The sequence below is a fragment of the Candidatus Roizmanbacteria bacterium genome (assembly GCA_016699265.1).
GTDB lineage: Bacteria > Patescibacteriota > Microgenomatia > UBA1406 > GWC2-37-13 > CAZLQR01.
The window spans coordinates 89,586-107,145 of record CP064967.1; the positions used below are offsets into that span (position 1 = coordinate 89,586).

The window sequence follows — 17,560 nt, forward strand, 5'->3', positions numbered from 1 at the left end:
CTTTGGTTCAGGATCTGCTTTTGCCTGGACCTTTGACTCAACTGCTGGAACCGATACCTCAATTGCCTTTGGATCTAACTCTCAGATCTTTACCTCAGGTACTGCTTCATTCTCAGGAAGACTTGGTATTGGTACAACCGCTCCTACCGTTTCACTTGATGTTGTTGGAGCTGGAGTCTTCTCAACTAACCTTACCGTTAACGGGAACACAACCCTTGGAGATAACACCAGTGACACCATAACCTTTAATGCAGGTGTATCAGGTGCAGGTATATCATTGCCTCCTCAACATTTGGAACATGTACCGCCCTTGAGACAGTCGGTGGAGTCTTGACCTGCGGATCTGATGCTGGTGGATCAGACTCAGGTTGGATTGATGGTGGATCAAACGTCTATCTTATTACCTCCTCTGACAATGTAGGTATTGGAACAACAGCACCTGGGGCCAAGCTTGATGTTGTTGGTTCAGGTCTATTCTCCCAGAACCTTACAGTCACTGGATCAGTCTCTGCTGGATCACTAACTGTTGGAGGACACCATCACAGACTTTACAGGTACAGGACTTAGTGCAGCTGGTAACACACTTGTCACCACCCTTGGTACCTCAATCTCAAACGGGGAGCTTGATAACTCTACAATCACCTTTGCTGGTGACTTAGGCTCCTCAACAACAGCATTAGGTGCTACAAGAACAATCTCAGGTGGTACAAACGGTATTGACACCTCAGACAACAATGCCGGTACCTTAACCATTAACTTTGACTCTACAGAGGTTGGAACCACCACCTTTGGTTCAGGGTCTGCTTTTGCCTGGACCTTTGACTCAACTGCTGGAACCGATACCTCAATTGCCTTTGGATCTAACTCTCAGATCTTTACCTCAGGGACCGCCTCATTCTCAGGAAGACTTGGTATTGGTACAACCGCTCCTACCGTTTCACTTGATGTTGTTGGTTCAGGTCTATTCTCCCAGAACCTTACAGTCACTGGTTCAGTCTCTGCTGGATCACTAACTGTTGGAGGAGACACCATCACAGACTTTACAGGTACAGGACTTAGTGCAGCTGGTAACACACTTGTCACCACCCTTGGTACCTCAATCTCAAACGGGGAGCTTGATAACTCTACAATCACCTTTGCTGGTGACTTAGGCTCCTCAACAACAGCATTAGGCGCTACAAGAACAATCTCAGGTGGTACAAACGACAACAATGCCGGTACCTTAACCATTAACTTTGACTCTACAGAGGTTGGAACCACCACCTTGGTTCAGGATCTGCTTTTGCCTGGACCTTTGACTCAACTGCTGGAACCGATACCTCAATTGCCTTTGGATCTAACTCTCAGATCTTTACCTCAGGTACTGCTTCATTCTCAGGAAGACTTGGTATTGGTACAACCGCTCCTACCGTTTCACCTGGAGCTGGAGTCTTCTCAACTAACTCTTACCGTTAACGGGAACACAACCCTTGGAGATAACACACAGGTTTAATCAGGTGTATCAGGTGCAGGTGTTTCATTTGCCTCCTCAACATTTGGAACATGTACCGCCCTTGAGACAGTCGGTGGAGTCTTGACCTGCGGATCTGATGCTGGTGGATCAGACTCAGGTTGGATTGATGGTGGATCAAACGTCTATCTTATTACCTCCTCTGACAATGTGGTATTGGAACAACAGCACCTGGGGCCAAGCTTGATGTTGTTGGTTCAGGTCTATTCTCCCAGAACCTTACAGTCACTGGATCAGTCTCTGCTGGATCACTAACTGTTGGAGGGGACACCATCACAGACTTTACAGGTACAGGACTTAGTGCAGCTGGTAACACACTTGTCACCACCCTTGGTACCTCAATCTCAAACGGGGAGCTTGATAACTCTACAATCACCTTTGCTGGTGACTTAGGCTCCTCAACAACAGCATTAGGTGCTACAAGAACAATCTCAGGTGGTACAAACGGTATTGACACCTCAGACAACAATGCCGGTACCTTAACCATTAACTTTGACTCTACAGAGGTTGGAACCACCACCTTTGGTTCAGGGTCTGCTTTTGCCTGGACCTTTGACTCAACTGCTGGAACCGATACCTCAATTGCCTTTGGATCTAACTCTCAGATCTTTACCTCAGGTACTGCTTCATTCTCAGGAAGACTTGGTATTGGTACAACTCCCTACCGTTTCACTTGATGTTGTTGGAGCTGGTCTCTTCTCCCAGAACCTCTCAACTAACAGTCTCTTGGAGATAACTGTTGGAGGACACCAACCAGACTTTAAGGCAGGACTTAGTGCAGCTGGAACATTTGGCCTCCTCAACATTGGATAACATAATCACCTTTGACAGTCGGTGACTTGACATCTGATGAACAATTGGACAAAATGCAGGTGTATAACCAACTTCAAGTTCAGACAATGCTGAAATTCAACCAACTCTCAATTTTTGCTCAAACCTCAAATCTTTTGACTCTCAGACTAACAATTTCCGTTTGGAACAGGGGGAACACAATCACCAGTGCACCATTGCCTTTAATGCAGGTGTCAGACATTTGTCCTCAACATTTGGAACATGTACCGCCCTTGAGACTCGGTGGAGTCTTGACCTGCGGATCTGATGCTGGTGGATCAGACTCAGGTTGGATTGATGGTGGATCAAACGTCTATCTTATTACCTCCTCTGACAATGTAGGTATTGGAACAACAGCACCTGGGGAAGCTTGATGTTGTTGGTTCAGGTCTATTCTCCCAGAACCTTACAGTCACTGGATCAGTCTCTGCTGGATCACTAACTGTTGGAGGGACACCATCAACCAGGACTTAGTGCAGCTGGTAACACAACCCTTGGTACCTCAATCTCAAACGGGAGCTTGATAACTCTACAATCACCTTTGCTGGTGACTTAGGCTCCTCAACAACAGCATTAGGTGCTACAAGAACAATCTCAGGTGGTACAAACGGTATTGACACCTCAGACAACAATGCCGGTACCTTAACCATTAACTTTGACTCTACAGAGGTTGGAACCACCACCTTTGGTTCAGGGTCTGCTTTTGCCTGGACCTTTGACTCAACTGCTGGAACCGATACCTCAATTGCCTTTGGATCTAACTCTCAGATCTTTACCTCAGGGACCGCCTCCTTCTCAGGAAGACTTGGTATTGGTACAACTGCTCCAACCGTTTCACTTGATGTTGTTGGTTCAGGTCTATTCTCCCAGAACCTTACAGTCACTGGATCAGTCTCTGCTGGATCACTAACTGTTGGAGGAGACACCATCACAGACTTTACAGGTACAGGACTTAGTGCAGCTGGTAACACACTTGTAACCACCCTTGGTACCTCAATCTCAAACGGGGAGCTTGATAACTCTACAATCACCTTTGCTGGTGACTTAGGCTCCTCAACAACAGCATTAGGCGCTACAAGAACAATCTCAGGTGGTACAAACGGTATTGACACCTCAGACAACAAATGCCGGTACCTTAACCATTAACTTTGACTCTACAGAGGTTGGAACCACCACCTTTGGTTCAGGGATCTGCTTTTGCCTGGACCTTTGACTCAACTGCTGGAACCGATACCTCAATTGCCTTTGGATCTAACTCTCAGATCTTTACCTCAGGTACTGCTTCATTCTCAGGAAGACTTGGTATTGGTACAACCGCTCCTACCGTTTCACTTGATGTTGTTGGAGCTGGTCTCTTCTCAACTAACCTTACCGTTAACGGGAACACAACCCTTGGAGATAACACCAGTGACACCATAACCTTTAATGCAGGTGTATCAGGTGCAGGTATATCATTTGCCTCCTCAACATTTGGAACAGCCCTTGAGAGAGTCTTGACCTGCGGATCTGATGCTGGTGGATCAGAAGGTTGGATTGATGGTGGATCAAACGTCTATCTTATTACCTCCTCTGACAATGTAGGTTCATTGGAACAACAGCACTCTTGCTTGGTAAGCTTGATGTTGTTGGTTCAGGTCTATTCTCCCAGAACTCTCCCACAGTCACTGGATCAGTCTCTGCTGGATCACTAACTGTTGGAGGAGACACCATCACAGACTTTACAGGTACAGGACTTAGTGCAGCTGGTAACACACTTGTCACCACCCTTGGTACCTCAATCTCAAACGGGGAGCTTGATAACTCTACAATCACCTTTGCTGGTGACTTAGGCTCCTCAACAACAGCATTAGGCGCTACAAGAACAATCTCAGGTGGTACAAACGGTATTGACACCTCAGACAACAATGCCGGTACCTTAACCATTAACTTTGACTCTACAGAGGTTGGAACCACCACCTTTGGTTCAGGATCTGCTTTTGCCTGGACCTTTGACTCAACTGCTGGAACCGATACCTCAATTGCCTTTGGATCTAACTCTCAGATCTTTACCTCAGGTACTGCTTCATTCTCAGGAAGACTTGGTATTGGTACAACTCTCCCAGAACCTTACAGTCACTGGATCAGTCTCTGCTGGATCACTAACTTCACACCATCACAGACTTTACAGGACTTAGTGCAGCTGGAGTCACTTGTCACCACCCTTGGTACCTCAATCTCAAACAGGGAGCTTGATAACTTTACAATCACCTTTGCTTACTTGGGCTCCTCAACAACAACATTAGGCGCTACAAGAACAATCTCAGGAAAAACAGATACCTCCATTAACTTTGACTCTACAGAGGTTGGAACCACCACCTTTGGTTCAGGATCTGCTTTTGCCTGACCTTTGACTCAACTTAACCGATACCTCAATGCCTTTGGATCTAACTCTCAGATCTTGGACCTCAGGTACTGCTTCATTCTCAGGAAGACTTGGTATTGGTACAACCGCTCCAACCGTTTCACTTGATGTTGTTGGTTCAGGTCTATTCTCCCAGAACCTTGACACTGGTTCAGTCTCTGCTGGATCACTAACTGTTGGAGGAGACACCATCACAGACTTTACAGGTACAGGACTTAGTGCAGCTGGTAACACACTTGTCACCACCCTTGGTACCTCAATCTCAAACGGGGAGCTTGATAACTCTACAATCACCTTTGCTGGTGACTTAGGCTCCTCAACAACAGCATTAGGTGCTACAAGAACAATCTCAGGTGGTACAAACGGTATTGACACCTCACCGGTACCTCTAACCATTAACTTTGACTCTACAGAGGTTGGAACCACCACCTTGGTTCAGGATCTGCTTTTGCCTGGACTTGGCTTTGACTCAACTGCTGGAACCGATACCTCAATTGCCTTTGGATCTAACTCTCAGATCTTTACCTCAGGGACCGCCTCCTTCTCAGGAAGACTTGGTATTGGAACAACTCCCCCTACCACATTGTTGGTTCAGGTCTATTCTCCCAGAACCTTACAGTCACTGGGTTCAGTCTGCTGGATCACTAACTGTTGGAGGAGACACCATCACAGACTTTACAGGTACAGGACTTAGTGCAGCTGGTAACACACTTGTCACCACCCTTGGTACCTCAATCTCAAACAGGGAGCTTGATAACTCTACAATCACCTTTGCTGGTGACTTAGGCTCCTCAACAACAGCATTAGGCGCTACAAGAACAATCTCAGGTGGTACAAACGGTATTGACACCTCAGACAACAATGCCGGTACCTTAACCATTAACTTTGACTCTACAGAGGTTGGAACCACCACCTTTGGTTCAGGATCTGCTTTTGCCTGGACCTTTGACTCAACTGCTGGAACGGATACCTCAATTGCCTTTGGATCTAACTCTCAGATCTTCACCTCAGGGACCGCTTCCTTCTCAGGAAGACTTGGTATTGGTAATGCTCCAACCGTTTCACATGTTGTTGAGCTGAGTCTTCTCAACTAACCTTACCGTTAACGGGAACACAACCCTGGAGATAACACCAGTGACACCATAACCTTTAATGCAGGTGTATCAGGTGCAGGTATATCATTTGCCTCCTCAACATTTGGAACATGTACCGCCCTTGAGACAGTCGGTGGAGTCTTGACCTGCGGATCTGATGCTGGTGGATCAGACTCAGGTTGGATTGATGGTGGATCAAACGTCTATCTTATTACCTCCTCTGACAATGTAGGTATTGGAACAACAGCACCTGGGGCCAAGCTTGATGTTGTTGGTTCAGGTCTATTCTCCCAGAACCTTACAGTCACTGGATCAGTCTCTGCTGGATCACTAACTGTTGGAGGGGACACATCACAGACTTTACAGGTACAGGACTTAGTGCAGCTGGTAACACACTTGTCACCACCCTTGGTACCTCAATCTCAAACGGGAGCTTGATAACTCTACAATCACCTTTGCTGGTGACTTAGGCTCCTCAACAACAGCATTAGGCGCTACAAGAACAATCTCAGGTGGTACAAACGGTATTGACACCTCAGACAACAATGCCGGTACCTTAACCATTAACTTTGACTCTACAGAGGTTGGAACCACCACCTTTGGTTCAGGGTCTGCTTTTGCCTGGACCTTTGACTCAACTGCTGGAACCGATACCTCAATTGCCTTTGGATCTAACTCTCAGATCTTTACCTCAGGGACTGCCTCTTCTCAGGAAGACTTGGTATTGGTACAACCGCTCCTACCGTTTCACTTGATGTTGTTGGTTCAGGTCTATTCTCCCAGAACCTTACAGTCACTGGTTCAGTCTCTGCTGGATCACTAAACTGTTGGAGGAGACACCATCACAGACTTTACAGGTACAGGACTTAGTGCAGCTGGTAACACACTTGTCACCACCCTTGGTACCTCAATCTCAAACGGGGAGCTTGATAACTCTACAATCACCTTTGCTGGTGACTTAGGCTCCTCAACAACAGCATTAGGCGCTACAAGAACAATCTCAGGTGGTACAAACGGTATTGACACTCAGACAACAATGCCGGTACCTTAACCATTAACTTTGACTCTACAGAGGTTGGAACCACCACCTTTGGTTCAGGATCTGCTTTTGCCTCTGGACCTTTGACTCAACTGCTGGAACCGATACCTCAATTGCCTTTGGATCTAACAGATCTTTACCTCAGGTACTGCTTCATTCTCAGGAAGACTTGGTATTGGTACAACCGCTCCTACCGTTTCACTTGATGTTGTTGGAGCTGGAGTCTTCTCAACTAACCTTACCGTTAACGGAACACAACCCTTGGAGATAACACCAGTGACACCATAACCTTTAATGCAGGTGTATCAGGTGCAGGTATATCATTTGCCTCCTCAACATTTGGAACATGTACCGCCCTTGAGACAGTCGGTGGAGTCTTGACCTGCGGATCTGATGCTGGTGGATCAGACTCAGGTTGGATTGATGGTGGATCAAACGTCTATCTTATTACCTCCTCTGACAATGTAGGTATTGGAACAACAGCACCTGGGGCCAAGCTTGATGTTGTTGGTTCAGGTCTATTCTCCCAGAACCTTACAGTCACTGGATCAGTCTCTGCTGGATCACTAACTGTTGGAGGGGACACCATCACAGACTTTACAGGTACAGGACTTAGTGCAGCTGGTAACACACTTGTCACCACCCTTGGTACCTCAATCTCAAACGGGGAGCTTGATAACTCTACAATCACCTTTGCTGGTGACTTAGGCTCCTCAACAACAGCATTAGGCGCTACAAGAACAATCTCAGGTGGTACAAACGGTATTGACACCTCAGACAACAATGCCGGTACCTTAACCATTAACTTTGACTCTACAGAGGTTGGAACCACCACCTTTGGTTCAGGGTCTGCTTTTGCCTGGACCTTTGACTCAACTGCTGGAACCGATACCTCAATTGCCTTTGGATCTAACTCTCAGATCTTTACCTCAGGGACTGCTTCATTCTCAGGAAGACTTGGTATTGGTACAACCGCTCCAACCGTTTCACTTGATGTTGTTGGTTCAGGTCTATTCTCCCAGAACCTTACAGTCACTGGATCAGTCTCTGCTGGATCACTAACTGTTGGAGGAGACACCATCACAGACTTTACAGGTACAGGACTTAGTGCAGCTGGTAACACACTTGTCACCACCCTTGGTACCTCAATCTCAAACGGGGAGCTTGATAACTCTACAATCACCTTTGCTGGTGACTTAGGCTCCTCAACAACAGCATTAGGCATTAGGCAAGAACTACAAGGTACAAAACGGTCACCTCAGACAACAACAACGGTACCTGGACTCCAGAGGTTGGAACCACCACCTTTGGTTCAGGATCTGCTTTTCCCACCTTGACTCAACTGCTGGAACCGATACCAATGCCTTTGGATCTAACTTCAGATCTTTACCTCAGGTACTACTCAGGAAGACTTGGAATTGGTACAACTGCTCCTACCGTTCACTTGATGTTGTTTTGGTTCAGGGATCTGGAGATAACTTTTTGCCTGCTGGTGACTTTGACTCAACTTTGGAACTGCACAATGGGATCTAACTCTCGGATCAACAATGCTCTCAGTCAAACAACAAGGACTTGGTATTGGTCACCGGTTCAGGTCTAACTTCAGAACTTCTGAACCACCTTGGACTCTTTGCCTGGACCTTTGACTCAACTAACCGATACCTCAATTGCCTTCTCAGATCTTACCTCAGGTACAGATCCCTTGGAGATGGAATATGAACATAACCTTAATATCTTGTTGGAGCCTCAGAACTGGATGGAAAGGTATTCTCAGACAACAATGCCGGTACCTACAACTTTGATGGTAAATGTTAACCTTTTGACAAATTTGCTGGAGACCTCAGGGTCTGCGGATCTGAGCTGGTTCAGACTCCAGTTGACCTCAACGGCTCACAACAGAAACATGGAATGGTGGATGGACTCAGGTGGATCCTCGATACTCTTGGATTCTATCTTAAGAACTCATCAGTCTCTGCTGGATCACTAACTCAAACATGACAATCAGGAATGAAGAACAATCTCAGGTGGTACAAACTTATTGACATTCGACTCTGCAGAGGTTCCAAACACTTTGTTCAGGGTCTGCTAGTTCTCAACTCTGGAACCGATACTGGTAAACTAAATTTGCCTCAGGGACTAACTAACAGGGGAAATGCCAACTTTACTTTACAGGTTCAGGACTTAGTGGAGCTGATCTGATACCTGCTGACTCGTTCAATCAATGCCGGTACCTGTTTAAATGGAACCGACACTCGGATTGGATGGCCCTTCTAAATCAACCGGAAATTTCCGGGAACAAACCCGTTAATTATCTTCTCTGTCATCCTGGAAACAACCTCCCTCCATTAGGTTTACAAACGGTTCAACAACAAACATTTGGAGTGAACAATCTCTATTTAGCCAAACGGTACCTGACACTTAGCACTGGTACTAACCATTAACTCTTGACATCTACAGAGGCAAAACCACCACCTTTGATTCGGTTCAGGATCTGACTTTGTTGGACCTTTGACTCAATGCAAGAACAATCTCAGGACAAAACGATTTCTAGTCAACAGGCAACCTGCAGACACCAATGCAACTCAATATCAATCTTCCTCATCAAACAAATGCAGATACTCTGCTTGGAAGACTTAACATTGCCAATATTACTGGAGGCTCAGCGGTTGAGAGAGGTATTCAAATCAGATCAGGTTGGGACTCAAACCACTGTACTTTAACGACTCAACCAATCGCAAACTCTGGCACCTTTTTACTCTCAACGATGGAACAAACACCTTGTTCTCAATCGTTGATGCAGGAACAACTGGTAACGTAACTACAACCGGCACATTCAACGTTAACTAACAACACAACCCTTGGAGATGCAACAACAGATACGGTTACACTAACTGCAAAGATTGCTGGGGCCTCAGGATCTGCTCTTGGCTTCTCAGACGGTTCTTTCACCACCTGTACCGCACTTGAGACTGTAGCTGGAATGCTTACCTGTGGAACTGACGATGTTGGAGGTGGAGCAGGGTATGGACAGATGGTACTGCCACAGCATATCTTGCAGTCTCCTCAGACTGGGTGGTATTGGAACCTCCACTCCAACAGACAAAGTCAATATCCTAGCCTCAACATCAGGATCAGCATCATTTGATGGACTACAGATCGACTTCACCCAGTCAGATGACACCGATTCCACAGATGCCAATGCAGGACTAAATATCAACATCACATCGTCTTCCTCAGATCCAGATACCTTGTACGGAATCAATATCGCAGCAATTACTGGAGGTAGTGCAAGAGAGACAGAACTAAATGTGGGATCAGGTTGGGATTACTCCGCCTTATTTGCAGGTAAAGTAGGAATTGGGACGACCGCACCATCGAACGTTCTATCCGTCTACACAACTACAGCCAATGATGGCATCTATCTTGATGGTACAGATCGACCAACTATACAGATCGCATCAAGCGGTGTAACGCGAGCTCGATTCGGTGTTTCTACCGGAGCAGGCCAATCATCTGACTCAGTCGCAAATGATGTAGTCATTAGAACGGAAGGCACAAATCTACTATTTAATACAAACGGAGGATCATCAATGCTGCATTAGCGCTAAGCAGCACAGGTACAGCATTATTCAAAACACAACCAACTCTACAACTGCTTTCGTAGTTCAGAACTCTGGAGGTACGAGCCTACTAAATGTGGATACTTCAAACAACCGTATAACTTTGAAGGCAGATATTGAGACGTCCAATAATATCAGCAGTCCTTATGGCGGAACAGGTGTAATAGGAAACAGACTCGGTTTGTCAGAAGAGCTCGAAAATACTTTTCTATGGACGGCAAATAATCTAACAGTAACAGCCAACAACAGCTCAGCTCCAGACGCGACCCTGACAGCAGACACACTAAGTGGTTCGGCTGCAAATAGTACATTAACCTATACTAACAGCGACATTGATGGTGCAGGCACTTACACATTTAGCATATGGCTTAAATCAAACGCCGGTAATATACCATCAACAATTCGTCTAGACTCTACGGCGGGTAGTCCTACTACCGGTACCGCAGTCAACATAACTGCTACTACCGAATGGAAGCGTTTCAGTGTGACCCAAACCTTCACTGGTAGCCCAACAGCCATTAGTCGGTAATAACCATTACGAACAGTGGAGAAACCATTGTTGCGTGGGGAGCTCAGGTCAATCAGGCACCAGTATGGGAGTGTATACGCCAGGTGGAACGCATTCAAATCAGGAAGCTGGCGTCGTAGTCAACGGTTTACTACGACTATTTAGTAACGAGGATAGCGGAGGATATGCAGCAATTATATTTGGTTCCGGAGACAGCAATTACAGTACTGCTCTAAGCAAAAGTGGTTTTGCAAGTACCAGGCAATACAGGTGATTTTGCATTTAACATAGATACGACGGATGGATTATTCAAATTTCAGTCAGGTTATGGGACGGCCCTTACTATAAAACCATCTGCTTATAATACCGGGACAGGTATCTTAATTTCTGGTTCGGCGCCAAGTTCCGTAACCCAAACCAGCTGCGGTCACGGGCCTCAGCCTAAATCAGTCCACTAACTTTACTGTTCCAAACAGTTCTGCCGGAAATCAAACAGGCATTAACCTAACCATAAAAGACGGTGGAGCCTCCGCAACCTCGAAAGGTATCTCTATTCAGGGTACTGCTGACACAGGTATAAGCTTTGGCGGAACTATAACCAATCTTATAGATGCGACGAACTTCAAGGTTTCGAGCCTTGGAGTAGCTACTCTTGGCTCTGCGAACCAAGCTGGTTCGCTCGTCATCAATGACGGAACTAGTAGTACTGTTACTATTAAATCCGGAACTCAGGTAGCTGCTACTAACTATGACATTACTATTCCCGCCATTACGGGCAGCGACATAATCTGCTTACAATCGTTCGCTAACTGTGGTGGAGCAAGCGTATGGATAGACGGAACCGCTAATGCATATCTTTCGGTCTCCTCAGACTGGGTAGGTATTGGGACCTCAACTCCAACTGATAAGCTAAACGTATTGGCCTCAACTTCTGGGTCAACCTCATTTGACGGACTACAGATTGACTTTACTCAAGACGATGATGCGGACTCAGCAGACACCAATGCAGGACTTAACATTAACATCACTTCATCTTCCTCAGACCAAGACACAGTACTTGGTATTAACATTGCAAATATTACCGGAGGCTCAGCGTTTGAGAGAGGATTGCAGATTGGATCAGGATGGGATAGCAATCTGTACTTTAATGACACGACAACCAATATTGGCATTGCAAACTCTCAGATCTTCACCTCAGGGACCGCCTCCTTCTCAGGAAGACTTGGTATTGGTACAACCGCTCCAACCGTTTCACTTGATGTTGTTGGAGCTGGAGTCTTCTCAACTAACCTTACCGTTAACGGGAACACAACCCTTGGAGATGCTACAACAGATACGGTTACACTAACTGCAAAGATTGCTGGGGCCTCAGGATCTGCTCTTGGCTTCTCAGACGGTTCTTTCACCACCTGTACCGCACTTGAGACTGTAGCTGGAATGCTTACCTGTGGAACTGACGATGTTGGAGGTGGAGCAGGAGTATGGACAGATGGTACTGCCACAGCATATCTTGCAGTCTCCTCAGACTGGGTAGGTATTGGAACCTCCACTCCAACAGACAAAGTCAATATCCTAGCCTCAACATCAGGATCAGCATCATTTGATGGACTACAGATCGACTTCACCCAGTCAGATGACACCGATTCCACAGATGCCAATGCAGGACTAAATATCAACATCACATCGTCTTCCTCAGATCCAGATACCTTGTACGGAATCAATATCGCAGCAATTACTGGAGGTAGTGCAAGAGAGACAGGGCTAAATGTGGGATCAGGTTGGGATTACTCCGCCTTATTTGCAGGTAAAGTAGGAATTGGGACGACCGCACCATCGAACGTTCTATCCGTCTACACAACTACAGCCAATGATGGCATCTATCTTGATGGTACAGATCGACCAACTATACAGATCGCATCAAGCGGTGTAACGCGAGCTCGATTCGGTGTTTCTACCGGAGCGGGCCAGTTATCATCTGACTCAGTCGCAAATGATGTAGTCATTAGAACGGAAGGCACAAATCTACTATTTAATACAAACGGAGGATCATCCAATGCTGCATTAGCGCTAAGCAGCACAGGTACAGCATTATTCAAAAACACAACCAACTCTACAACTGCTTTCGTAGTTCAGAACTCTGGAGGTACGAGCCTACTAAATGTGGATACTTCAAACAACCGTATAACTTTGAAGGCAGATATTGAGACGTCCAATAATATCAGCAGTCCTTATGGCGGAACAGGTGTAATAGGAAACAGACTCGGTTTGTCAGAAGAGCTCGAAAATACTTTTCTATGGACGGCAAATAATCTAACAGTAACAGCCAACAACAGCTCAGCTCCAGACGCGACCCTGACAGCAGACACACTAAGTGGTTCGGCTGCAAATAGTACATTAACCTATACTAACAGCGACATTGATGGTGCAGGCACTTACACATTTAGCATATGGCTTAAATCAAACGCCGGTAATATACCATCAACAATTCGTCTAGACTCTACGGCGGGTAGTCCTACTACCGGTACCGCAGTCAGCATAACTGCTACTACCGAATGGAAGCGTTTCAGTGTGACCCAAACCTTCACTGGTAGCCCTACCGCTATCAGTCCGGTAATAACCATTACGAACAGTGGAGAAACCATTGTTGCGTGGGGAGCTCAGGTCCAATCAGGCACCAGTATGGGAGTGTATACGCCAGGTGGAACGCATTCAAATCAGGAAGCTGGCGTCGTAGTCAACGGTTTACTACGACTATTTAGTAACGAGGATAGCGGAGGATATGCCGCAATTATATTTGGTTCCGGAGACAGCAATTACAGTACTGCTCTAAGCAAAAGTGGTTTGCAAGTACCAGGCAATACGGGTGATTTTGCATTTAACATAGATACGACGGATGGATTATTCAAATTTCAGTCAGGTTATGGGACGGCCCTTACTATAAAACCATCTGCTTATAATACCGGGACAGGTATCTTGATTTCTGGTTCTGCGCCAAGTTCCGTAACTCAAACCGGGGCAGTCACCGGCCTCAGCCTAGATCAATCCACCAACTTCACTGTTCCAAACAGTTCTGCCGGTAATCAAACGGGCATCAACCTAACCATAAAAGACGGTGGAGCCTCCGCAACCTCGAAAGGTATCTCTATTCAGGGTACTGCTGACACAGGTATAAGCTTTGGCGGAACTATAACCAATCTTATAGATGCGACGAACTTCAAGGTTTCGAGCCTTGGAGTAGCTACTCTTGGCTCTGCGAACCAAGCTGGTTCGCTCGTCATCAATGACGGAACTAGTAGTACTGTTACTATTAAATCCGGAACTCAGGTAGCTGCTACTAACTATGACATTACTATTCCCGCCATTACGGGCAGCGACATAATCTGCTTACAATCGTTCGCTAACTGTGGTGGAGCAAGCGTATGGATAGACGGAACCGCTAATGCATATCTTTCGGTCTCCTCAGACTGGGTAGGTATTGGGACCTCAACTCCAACTGATAAGCTAAACGTATTGGCCTCAACTTCTGGGTCAACCTCATTTGACGGACTACAGATTGACTTTACTCAAGACGATGATGCGGACTCAGCAGACACCAATGCAGGACTTAACATTAACATCACTTCATCTTCCTCAGACCAAGACACAGTACTTGGTATTAACATTGCAAATATTACCGGAGGCTCAGCGTTTGAGAGAGGATTGCAGATTGGATCAGGATGGGATAGCAATCTGTACTTTAATGACACGACAACCAATATTAGCATTGCAAACTCTGGTACCTTCACCTTCAATGACGGAACAAACACCTTGTTCTCAATCGTTGATACGGGAACAAATGCAGATCTTATTATTACCGGAGGCGTAACATTTGCAGCCTTTACGAATGGAGGCTTGGGCTGCTCAGCATTAGAAACTACCGCTACAGGAGCGCTAAACTGCGGAACGGACGATACTACAGGTGGATCAGCTCCAGGTTGGACCGATGGTGGATTTAACGTCTACTTATCAACGCTCAATGACCTAGTGGGTATCGGAACAACTACTCCAACAGATAAGTTAAACATCCTAGCTTCTACCTCAGGTTCGGCAGCATTTGATGGACTACAGATTGACTTTACTTTGTCATCGGATGGAGACAGTGCGGATAACAACGCCGGCCTAAACATTAATCTCACACAATCAAGTAGTGATGCTGATGTTCTCAATGGAATAAGCATCTCAATCGCCGGAGCGAGTACGAGCGCGAGAGAGCGAGGAATCTCAATAGGTACCGGTTTTGATGATGACATCTACTTCGCCTCTGCGTCAGCGACTCTTAGAATTCAGAGTGGAGGACAGATTGCAATTACCGACAACTTTATCGGTGGAGGCGCAAGTAGCGATCTCCCACTTGCTCGACTAAAGGAGTACTTCTCCGATGCGAACTTTGGCGTTTGGGAGGCCGGTGGCTTCATAAATCTTGATGGATCGTATAGAATGGATAACTTTATTAATCCGGGATCTGCCTCAGCGGATATTTCCGGCGCATCGAAACTCGGAGACAATCGGGACTGGGTCGTCGATGAGGCTGCAACCGGCGCAGGAGGCACTGCTACTCAGCAGGTAGGATGTCAGGTAGGCGTAGGTGGCGGTAACACTAACCTTACATACGGTACCAGTAATCAACTAAATGGCGTTATGTATATGAAGCTTGACTCAAACTCAGTGACAAACACACCGAATACGTGGTGCGCGATGTATCATGCTGACACCGCCGGCTCAAATGCCACACGCATGGCTCAGCTAAATGCAGCCAACAAGTTCATTATGTACTATAAAGTCCGACCGGACTCAAACTACACCGCAACAAATACCCCAAGCAACAACAACCTCTTTTTCTGGCTAGGGGCAAATCAGCATACTCAAGGCTACTTTGGTAAGTCAACCCTTACTTCAAATAATAATCTCATTGCGTTCACCAATCTCAATGGTACCCAGACGCAGACCGGTACGAACGCTACGGCCGGTACGGTGTGGAATGGATGGGTGCAAAATGGAACTGCAGCTACCAATATATCTACGGTATCGTGTTCGAATGCCAACATCAGTACTGCTACCAATGCATGGGCATTGATGCGTATCGAGGCTCGTGCCACTAATGATGTTCATTTCTTCATTGACGGGGATGTTTCTAACGGTGTTAGTCTGAGTGAGTGTGGAGGCGGCATTACCTCAAACATCCCAACCGGAATGTTAAGGCCACAAATTATGGCTGCCCAAAACGGCGGAACCGTCACCGTCACAAGAGGTCTATTTGTCGATCTTTTTGCCTTCGTTCAGGATGATGTGCGTGATGGTACGACTCCACAGCAGGCGTTATCAACCGACGCAGAGTTAGCCAACACAACGCAAGAAATCCCCGACATTATGGGTGGCGCAGACCTTGCCGAGCACTATTATGTTCCTGAAGGACAGGAGATTCACCCTGGAGAGATCGTTTCGCTCGGAAACTATGCAGGTCAGGTAAATAAATCAACAAGACCATACGATCGCAAACTCTTAGGTGTAGTGTCTGAGTCTCCGGGTCTTGAGATTGGGCAGGCTGCGGCTAACTCTGTACCGGTCGCGCTTACCGGACGCGTGTCAGTGAAGGTTAATGGTAGTGGTGGAGCAATAAAGATAGGCGATCCAATCACTCCATCTCTAATTTCAGGAGGGTATGAAGGCAACCGAGGCCGGTAAGATTCTTGGAACCGCGATGGAGGCATACACCGCAGAAGGGTCAGGAACCATTATGGTAAACGTCAATGTAGGTTATTATCTAGGGGATGAGCTTGGGTTAGAGCAGAACGACGAGATAGGCTTCGGTCAGAGCGAGCTCGCCTCGGGCTCCGCAACGCTTGCAAACAGCCCTGTCATCGCCATCCGAAGCTATGTTTATAAAGGCCTTACAGAATTCTGGAATAAGGTTACGTTCAAAGAAACTGCTGAGTTCTGGGCTGAGGTGGTCTTCAAGAGCACTGTTCGTTTCGAAGGACAGGTTGAGTTCAATAAAGATACTGCGGGTTATGCAACAATCAGAAAGGGTGAAAGATTTGTAGATGTGGCCTTTGACAATTCGTATCAAACAGAGCCAATCGTCAACCTTAGCATTAACGTACCACAGGTCACCGATGAGCTATACCAAGAGTTAATAGCGTCTGGTGAGTGTGATGCCACTGAAGGAAAGGATGCATGTCAAGACAAAGTTGCAAACCTCGTACTAGGTGAAGATATTAAGGAAGGAGTTACTGGAAAGAGCTCGCAGGGCTTTATGATAATTCTGAACAAGCCAGCTCCGATCGACATCACCTACTCGTGGCAGGCGATCGCCGTAAAGAATGCAAAAACATCGGTCACAAAGACCACTCAGGAACTCCTAAATGAAGCGAGTGGCTCTGCGCAACTGGATCAAGGAGATGTGGCGGGTGAGGCAACTCCGAGCGCTATCATAACACCAATTGTTCCAATAACGCCTACTCCTTTTAGCGTTGAAGAGCTCACGCCAACTCCTTCAGTCGGACCGTAAAGGCTAAGGT

22 protein-coding genes are annotated in these 17,560 nt (G+C 46.5%); 16 read left to right on the forward strand and 6 right to left on the reverse strand.

What is annotated here, in order from left to right; translation table 11 throughout:
- Positions 1–81: 81 nt before the first annotated feature.
- The gene (locus IPH70_00495) at positions 82–240 is read right to left on the reverse strand and encodes a hypothetical protein (GenBank protein ID QQR64005.1); all 159 of its coding nucleotides are present in this window, start codon (positions 238–240) and stop codon (positions 82–84) included.
- A 90-nt stretch (positions 241–330) separates the two neighbouring features.
- Here IPH70_00495 and IPH70_00500 point away from each other — a divergent pair, with 90 nt between their 5' ends.
- Together IPH70_00500 and IPH70_00505 are read left to right on the forward strand one after the other, a co-directional pair.
- Positions 331–567: a hypothetical protein gene (locus IPH70_00500; GenBank protein ID QQR64006.1), complete on the forward strand. Its 237-nt coding sequence runs from the start codon at positions 331–333 to the stop codon at positions 565–567.
- Entirely contained in the window at positions 527–1,492 is a 966-nt protein-coding gene (locus IPH70_00505; protein ID QQR64007.1) for a hypothetical protein, read from the forward strand. Before IPH70_00500 ends, IPH70_00505 begins: the two co-directional genes overlap by 41 nt.
- Positions 1,493–1,643: 151 nt before the next feature.
- Here IPH70_00505 and IPH70_00510 read toward each other — a convergent pair whose 3' ends face one another.
- The gene (locus IPH70_00510) at positions 1,644–1,997 is read right to left on the reverse strand and encodes a hypothetical protein (GenBank protein ID QQR64008.1); all 354 of its coding nucleotides are present in this window, start codon (positions 1,995–1,997) and stop codon (positions 1,644–1,646) included.
- Between the two features lie 101 nt (positions 1,998–2,098).
- Between IPH70_00510 and IPH70_00515 the strand changes: the two genes are divergently transcribed.
- Entirely contained in the window at positions 2,099–2,323 is a 225-nt protein-coding gene (locus IPH70_00515) for a hypothetical protein (protein QQR64009.1), read from the forward strand.
- 53 nt (positions 2,324–2,376) lie between these two features.
- Positions 2,377–2,715, forward strand: coding sequence for a hypothetical protein (locus IPH70_00520; protein QQR64010.1), 339 nt, complete (start codon positions 2,377–2,379; stop codon positions 2,713–2,715).
- 96 nt (positions 2,716–2,811) lie between these two features.
- Here IPH70_00520 and IPH70_00525 read toward each other — a convergent pair whose 3' ends face one another.
- Together IPH70_00525 and IPH70_00530 are read right to left on the reverse strand one after the other, a co-directional pair.
- Entirely contained in the window at positions 2,812–2,991 is a 180-nt protein-coding gene (locus tag IPH70_00525) for a hypothetical protein (protein ID QQR64011.1), read from the reverse strand.
- Between the two features lie 114 nt (positions 2,992–3,105).
- A complete protein-coding gene (locus IPH70_00530; protein ID QQR64012.1) occupies positions 3,106–3,453 on the reverse strand; it encodes a hypothetical protein in 348 nt (115 codons plus the stop codon).
- Positions 3,454–3,519: 66 nt separating this feature from the next.
- On the opposite strand from IPH70_00530, the gene IPH70_00535 reads away from it, so the two are divergent.
- From IPH70_00535 to IPH70_00550, 4 genes are all read left to right on the forward strand, one after another.
- Positions 3,520–4,032 carry a hypothetical protein gene (locus tag IPH70_00535; GenBank protein QQR64013.1) on the forward strand — a complete coding sequence of 171 codons (513 nt, stop codon included), beginning with the start codon at positions 3,520–3,522 and terminating at the stop codon, positions 4,030–4,032.
- Complete coding sequence (locus IPH70_00540; GenBank protein ID QQR64014.1) at positions 3,945–4,724, forward strand: hypothetical protein; 780 nt, start codon at positions 3,945–3,947, stop codon at positions 4,722–4,724. The genes IPH70_00535 and IPH70_00540 overlap by 88 nt, the downstream gene beginning before the upstream one ends.
- 34 nt (positions 4,725–4,758) lie before the next feature.
- Positions 4,759–5,436, forward strand: a complete 678-nt coding sequence (locus IPH70_00545; protein QQR64015.1) for a hypothetical protein — start codon at positions 4,759–4,761, stop codon at positions 5,434–5,436.
- 541 nt (positions 5,437–5,977) lie between these two features.
- Entirely contained in the window at positions 5,978–6,274 is a 297-nt protein-coding gene (locus IPH70_00550; protein ID QQR64016.1) for a hypothetical protein, read from the forward strand.
- Here IPH70_00550 and IPH70_00555 read toward each other — a convergent pair.
- Positions 6,236–6,400 carry a hypothetical protein gene (locus tag IPH70_00555; GenBank protein ID QQR64017.1) on the reverse strand — a complete coding sequence of 55 codons (165 nt, stop codon included), beginning with the start codon at positions 6,398–6,400 and terminating at the stop codon, positions 6,236–6,238. The genes IPH70_00550 and IPH70_00555 overlap by 39 nt on opposite strands.
- Positions 6,401–6,655: 255 nt before the next feature.
- Entirely contained in the window at positions 6,656–6,862 is a 207-nt protein-coding gene (locus IPH70_00560) for a hypothetical protein (protein QQR64018.1), read from the reverse strand.
- A gap of 390 nt (positions 6,863–7,252) precedes the next feature.
- Between IPH70_00560 and IPH70_00565 the strand changes: the two genes are divergently transcribed.
- From IPH70_00565 to IPH70_00600, 8 genes are all read left to right on the forward strand, one after another.
- Positions 7,253–8,212: a hypothetical protein gene (locus tag IPH70_00565; GenBank protein ID QQR64019.1), complete on the forward strand. Its 960-nt coding sequence runs from the start codon at positions 7,253–7,255 to the stop codon at positions 8,210–8,212.
- 305 nt (positions 8,213–8,517) lie between these two features.
- Positions 8,518–8,862, forward strand: coding sequence for a hypothetical protein (locus tag IPH70_00570; GenBank protein ID QQR64020.1), 345 nt, complete (start codon positions 8,518–8,520; stop codon positions 8,860–8,862).
- A gap of 20 nt (positions 8,863–8,882) precedes the next feature.
- Positions 8,883–9,074, forward strand: coding sequence for a hypothetical protein (locus IPH70_00575; GenBank protein ID QQR64021.1), 192 nt, complete (start codon positions 8,883–8,885; stop codon positions 9,072–9,074).
- Positions 9,075–9,450: 376 nt separating this feature from the next.
- Positions 9,451–9,693: a hypothetical protein gene (locus tag IPH70_00580; protein QQR64022.1), complete on the forward strand. Its 243-nt coding sequence runs from the start codon at positions 9,451–9,453 to the stop codon at positions 9,691–9,693.
- 205 nt (positions 9,694–9,898) lie between these two features.
- Positions 9,899–10,477, forward strand: coding sequence for a hypothetical protein (locus IPH70_00585; GenBank protein ID QQR64023.1), 579 nt, complete (start codon positions 9,899–9,901; stop codon positions 10,475–10,477).
- 121 nt (positions 10,478–10,598) lie between these two features.
- Positions 10,599–11,024 (forward strand): hypothetical protein, encoded by a 426-nt coding sequence (locus IPH70_00590; GenBank protein ID QQR64024.1) that lies wholly within the window; start codon positions 10,599–10,601, stop codon positions 11,022–11,024.
- 897 nt (positions 11,025–11,921) lie between these two features.
- Positions 11,922–16,724 carry a hypothetical protein gene (locus IPH70_00595; protein QQR64025.1) on the forward strand — a complete coding sequence of 1,601 codons (4,803 nt, stop codon included), beginning with the start codon at positions 11,922–11,924 and terminating at the stop codon, positions 16,722–16,724.
- The gene (locus IPH70_00600) at positions 16,702–17,550 is read left to right on the forward strand and encodes a hypothetical protein (GenBank protein QQR64026.1); all 849 of its coding nucleotides are present in this window, start codon (positions 16,702–16,704) and stop codon (positions 17,548–17,550) included. The genes IPH70_00595 and IPH70_00600 overlap by 23 nt, the downstream gene beginning before the upstream one ends.
- Positions 17,551–17,560 lie beyond the last annotated feature (10 nt).

What these genes read in the sequence shown, in the direction of transcription:
- IPH70_00495 (QQR64005.1), bottom strand. Translation starts at nt 240, where the DNA reads ATGGTGTCACTGGTGTTATCTCCAAGGGTTGTGTTCCCGTTAACGGTA.
- IPH70_00510 (QQR64008.1), bottom strand. Translation starts at nt 1,997, where the DNA reads ATGGTTAAGGTACCGGCATTGTTGTCTGAGGTGTCAATACCGTTTGTA.
- IPH70_00520 (QQR64010.1), top strand. Translation starts at nt 2,377, where the DNA reads ATGCAGGTGTATAACCAACTTCAAGTTCAGACAATGCTGAAATTCAAC.
- IPH70_00525 (QQR64011.1), bottom strand. Translation starts at nt 2,991, where the DNA reads ATGGTTAAGGTACCGGCATTGTTGTCTGAGGTGTCAATACCGTTTGTA.
- IPH70_00555 (QQR64017.1), bottom strand. Translation starts at nt 6,400, where the DNA reads ATGGTTAAGGTACCGGCATTGTTGTCTGAGGTGTCAATACCGTTTGTA.
- IPH70_00575 (QQR64021.1), top strand. Translation starts at nt 8,883, where the DNA reads ATGAAGAACAATCTCAGGTGGTACAAACTTATTGACATTCGACTCTGC.
- IPH70_00580 (QQR64022.1), top strand. Translation starts at nt 9,451, where the DNA reads ATGCAACTCAATATCAATCTTCCTCATCAAACAAATGCAGATACTCTG.
- IPH70_00585 (QQR64023.1), top strand. Translation starts at nt 9,899, where the DNA reads ATGGACAGATGGTACTGCCACAGCATATCTTGCAGTCTCCTCAGACTG.
- IPH70_00600 (QQR64026.1), top strand. Translation starts at nt 16,702, where the DNA reads ATGAAGGCAACCGAGGCCGGTAAGATTCTTGGAACCGCGATGGAGGCA.